Annotated in this window: 4 protein-coding genes; 3 read left to right on the top strand and 1 reads right to left on the bottom strand. The window is 39.1% G+C overall.

Annotated elements, in window-relative coordinates:
* The first annotated feature begins 167 nt into the window (after positions 1-167).
* Both KIV41_RS10140 and KIV41_RS10130 read left to right on the top strand, forming a co-directional pair.
* Positions 168-803 (top strand): hypothetical protein, encoded by a 636-nt coding sequence (locus KIV41_RS10140; protein WP_252040559.1) that lies wholly within the window; start codon positions 168-170, stop codon positions 801-803.
* Between the two features lie 957 nt (positions 804-1,760).
* Positions 1,761-2,663 (top strand): SH3 domain-containing protein, encoded by a 903-nt coding sequence (locus KIV41_RS10130; protein ID WP_285336272.1) that lies wholly within the window; start codon positions 1,761-1,763, stop codon positions 2,661-2,663.
* A 579-nt stretch (positions 2,664-3,242) separates the two neighbouring features.
* Here KIV41_RS10130 and KIV41_RS10120 read toward each other — a convergent pair.
* The gene (locus KIV41_RS10120; RefSeq protein ID WP_252040555.1) at positions 3,243-3,635 is read right to left on the bottom strand and encodes a hypothetical protein; all 393 of its coding nucleotides are present in this window, start codon (positions 3,633-3,635) and stop codon (positions 3,243-3,245) included.
* Positions 3,636-3,825: 190 nt separating this feature from the next.
* On the opposite strand from KIV41_RS10120, the gene KIV41_RS10115 reads away from it, so the two are divergent.
* Positions 3,826-4,152, top strand: coding sequence for a hypothetical protein (locus tag KIV41_RS10115; protein WP_237282401.1), 327 nt, complete (start codon positions 3,826-3,828; stop codon positions 4,150-4,152).
* Positions 4,153-4,185 lie beyond the last annotated feature (33 nt).

Raw genomic sequence — 4,185 nt, 5'->3', positions numbered from 1 at the left:
TAACAAACTGTTTAAGAGGGATTCGCAACGCGTGGCATTTTCATTATGCGTTGGTTTTAGTGTTTAGGGTGGTATGCGGCGACTTCGGTATGACGTTGCTCACCCCTTAACAGGGCGTTAGATGATGTGGTTAGTTTCATCAATTAGAGAGGTTTGACAAAATATATATGGCACTGAATTTACTCATAATAATATTTGCTATTTTTGTTATTTTTGCAGGTGTACTATACGCAATGTATACAAAAAATATAGTTTCAAAAGAAGGAAAAACCACAATTTTTGAACTGTTTGGTATTTTTGCATCAATTGCCACGGTGTTGGCTTTTCTATTTAGTCTGTCTGTTTATGATCAGGATAAAAAGGAACGCCTGATTCAAGAGCAAGAGCGTCATGATCTGATAGTTTCCGATTTCATAGCATCATATCAGTACAATGAGCGCGCAATTGAACACTTCTTAGAAACGAAAGTTCCAGACAGGGGCAAAGAAGTAAGCTTAGTTGAGCATTCATATTTTGTGAGCCTAGAGGAAACTCAGTTTAACCGAATTTTAGAAAGCGGAATTATTAAAGATAAAACATTGTTTAATAAAATTCTAAGCCTTAGTGAAGCTGTAAAAAAGTATAATAGAGATCTTGCGAAATTAGCCGATCTAAATGATCTTCTATCTAGCCGAGACTTGGGAAATAGAACGATGCTCCTTATGATAATGGAGCGAGATGTTAATCAGATAGTTGATCTATATAGTGATGTTGCGGCAGGGTTGAAAGAATCATCTAACAAATTGCTTAAGAGTGATTCGTAACGCGTGGCATTTTTACTTTGCGGTGGCTTATGTGATTAAAGCTCTGTGCGGTAGCTTTTGTATTGCGTTACTCACACCTTAGCAAGGCGTTATGAGTACTATTGGAAATTAGTGAAATGGAAAATATCTTTTCGAAATGGTTAGAGCTATTGAGTGAGAACCTTGGTCAAGAATCGACATGGGTTATATTTGTTATACTAACTCTGTTTTTGTTGCTGCTTATGTATGAGCGCTTCAACATCTCGATTGCAACATCTTCATCCAACAAATTTAAGAAGTACGAGCTTTTTTACAGGTATTTGATTCTGACCTGAGCCTTAAGAACCCTATCGTTATAGAGCAGGGATTTGCTAACTACTTTGGTTTTGCTTTATCCTTTGAAGAGATTCAACACTGTTGTAATCTAAATAGACCGACAGAGTTTATAAATGATCTTAAGAGGTGTAAAAGCTCCATCAGCTATGAAGATGGCAAATACGAAAAGCCAAAATTTCACAAGCTTAAAAAGTATTTGTCCAATGCTTTCTATTGGTTCTTTTCACTACTATTAACCTTATGCTTCTACTACTTTTTAGAATCTCAGCAAACTGCATGGTTGGTTCCAATAGCAATCTTTTTCGTATTAGCAGGCTATTCTTTAAAGTTTGTTAGTGCATCTTATGCCAGTGAAAGGATTGCGGGTAATAAGTATACTATAAGGCAGTCAGGTAATCGCATCTTATTGTGCAAGTCGTACTCATAACAAACTGTTTAAGAGTGATTCGCAACGCGTGGCATTTTTAATATGCGTTGGTTTAAGTGATTAAGGTGGTATGCGGCGGCATCGGTATTGCGTTGCTCACACCTCAACAGGGCGTTAGCTTAATCGGCAAAATGACATCTGAGCTAATATGGAAGTATCATAGTGTTGTTTATTATTAAATAGAGTGCACTTCACTAATGAGGTATGAGAAAATTATGACATTCAAAACCAGTCAGTCATTGTCAACTCAAATGGAAGCTGTTGCCAAAGCAGCGTCTTTACAACACCTCAGTATTTCAGATGTAGTTGCCAAAGCAGCGTCTTTACAACACCTTGACGTTACAGATATGGTTGCTAAAGCAGCGTCTTTACAACACCTTGACGTTACAGATATGGTTGCCAAAGCAGCGTCTTTACAACACCTTAACGTTACAGATATGGTTGCTCAAGCGGCGTCTTTGCAACACCTTAACGTCTCAGATATGGTTGCTCAAGCGGCGTCTTTACAACACCTTAGCGTTTCAGATATGGTTGCTCAAGTAGAGTCTTTACAGCACCATGGTATTTTCAACTCTGTAATAGATGTGGCATCGCTAAAGCGATTTGACACTTTAAACTCTTTATATACCGAACAAGAATTAACCGAGTTTTCAGAAGCATTATCAGAAGTTGGTAATAGCCTTCAACGAGACACAACGTCTAATATGGATGAAACGAAAGGAGTACAAAGAGTACCTGTATTTCTTTTGTTGTTTCTCAAATATATATTTAATTATATTGTGATGCCGTTGGTTGTAGCGACATATTTACAACCATTATTGACAGACTTTCTTAAAGAAAGTGATGAGCCGCTTCGAGTACAGAAAAATACGATCAAAAAATTGCCTCAGAAAAATGGTATAGAGACTACACCCGCAAACAGGTTTATAAGCGGTAATGGTGTTCGATTAAGAATCTCTGCGTCTACAAAAGTTGAAATTATTACACATTTAGAATTTGGTCAATTGGTGAATGTTCTGGAGAAAGATCGGAGTTGGGTTAAGGTTGCTGTGCCTCAAAAGAATGGAGAGCCATTGGAGGGATGGGTGTTAAATGAGTATACAGAACGGTTCAAGTAATTAAGCTAACAAACAATTTAAGAGTGATTCAGCACGCTTGGCATTTTTGGTTTGGGTTGAGTTCAGTGATTACGGTGGTCAGATTAAGTGTCTTGGTCGCCTGCTTCACACCTTAATTGGGCGTTATGTTTCAGGAAGTATTATGAACAAATTACTATGTCAAACTTGCAATACTGAGACGCTAGGTGAAGTAGGAGAAAGTCCGAAAGGTGTAAGGTATTTTGTTTGCTCCAAATGCAGGAGTTAAAGAGATGGTGTCCTAGGTGTGATCAGGGCTGGATTAACAAATTTGTAGATTCTGCTACAAATGAAGCTTTATTTAACCGCGAGGAATGTGAAGCTACATGGCTATCTGTAAATAAGATAGGCTCTCTAGATAGCTCCCAATTTGACCGGCCTTTTGACGGTAGCATGGAGTCATTTAGGCAAGTAGCGACGTATGAAACATAACAAAGCATTTTAGAGTGATTCGCAACGCGTGGCATTTTTACTTTGCGGTGGCTTATGGTGATTAAGGCGCTGTGCGGTAGCTTTTGTATTGCGTTACTCACACCTTAGCAAGGCGTTATGTTGCAATCACTAGTTGTAATCTTCAGGGAGAAGTGCCTGACCTGAATTGTCGATGAGATAAGTGAGTGCATCAATCACTCGGGTTGGTGTTAACAAGTTATCTTGGCTGCAAGCATCGAGTTCAAATGTGAGGTGAAGTTGCTCTCGCTCTACTTTGATAAATAGGTTTCCATGTGGTGGGCGCTCTTGTGACAAAGCGAAGGCCCCGATACCAAGAAAGTGTGGGCTGTTAAGGTTTCTGGTCGCGTAGATATCACATTTTAACTTGTGGGCCAGTGCTAAGAAATCCAGAAGCAAGTTAATCTGTTCATCTGAAATGCTATCAAGTGATTTGACATGTGGTTGTTTACAGAAACATTCCAAATAGTTATTCATCTCATCGATATTGTTGTTAAATAGCATCGCGTCTAGTCCTTGTTATAAAGCTTGCGATTGTACCTTGAGTCAGCAACATAACAAGGCGTTTAAGACAGATTCCCAACGCTTGGCGTTTTGCGTTCTAAGTTGGGTTAAGTGGTTAAGGTGTAATGGTTTAGGTTATGTGGCTGGCGTTGCTCACTACTTAACGCGGCGTTATGTTTTTTGGGAGAAAATGATGGAATTCAAGCTAGAAATCTATGCACCTGAAACAGAAGTTGTAGCTATCCGTGATGCACTCAACTCAGTTGGTGCAGGTGTTGTGGGTGACTATGACAGTGTTATTTCTATCGTAAAAATTTCAGGGTTCTGGAGACCAACTGAAGGCTCGGAACCTGTTACTGGCAAGAAGGGGGAAATTAACTTTGGTGAAGAGGTCAGAATTGACGTTAGATGCCAAGAGCCTTTAGTTCAAGCTGCACTTGATGCTATTCGAACAATTCACCCTTACGAAGAACCAGTGATCAACATTTTACCTCTATACAACCATAAGTTTGTCTAGCTACGTCAGCACAAACATAACAAACTGTTCAAG

Source organism: Vibrio sp. D401a, from assembly GCF_030248515.1.
GTDB classification, from domain to species: Bacteria; Pseudomonadota; Gammaproteobacteria; order Enterobacterales; family Vibrionaceae; genus Vibrio; species Vibrio rotiferianus.
Note: the sequence above shows the minus strand (reverse complement) of the source record. Positions and strands in the feature narration are given on the sequence as shown.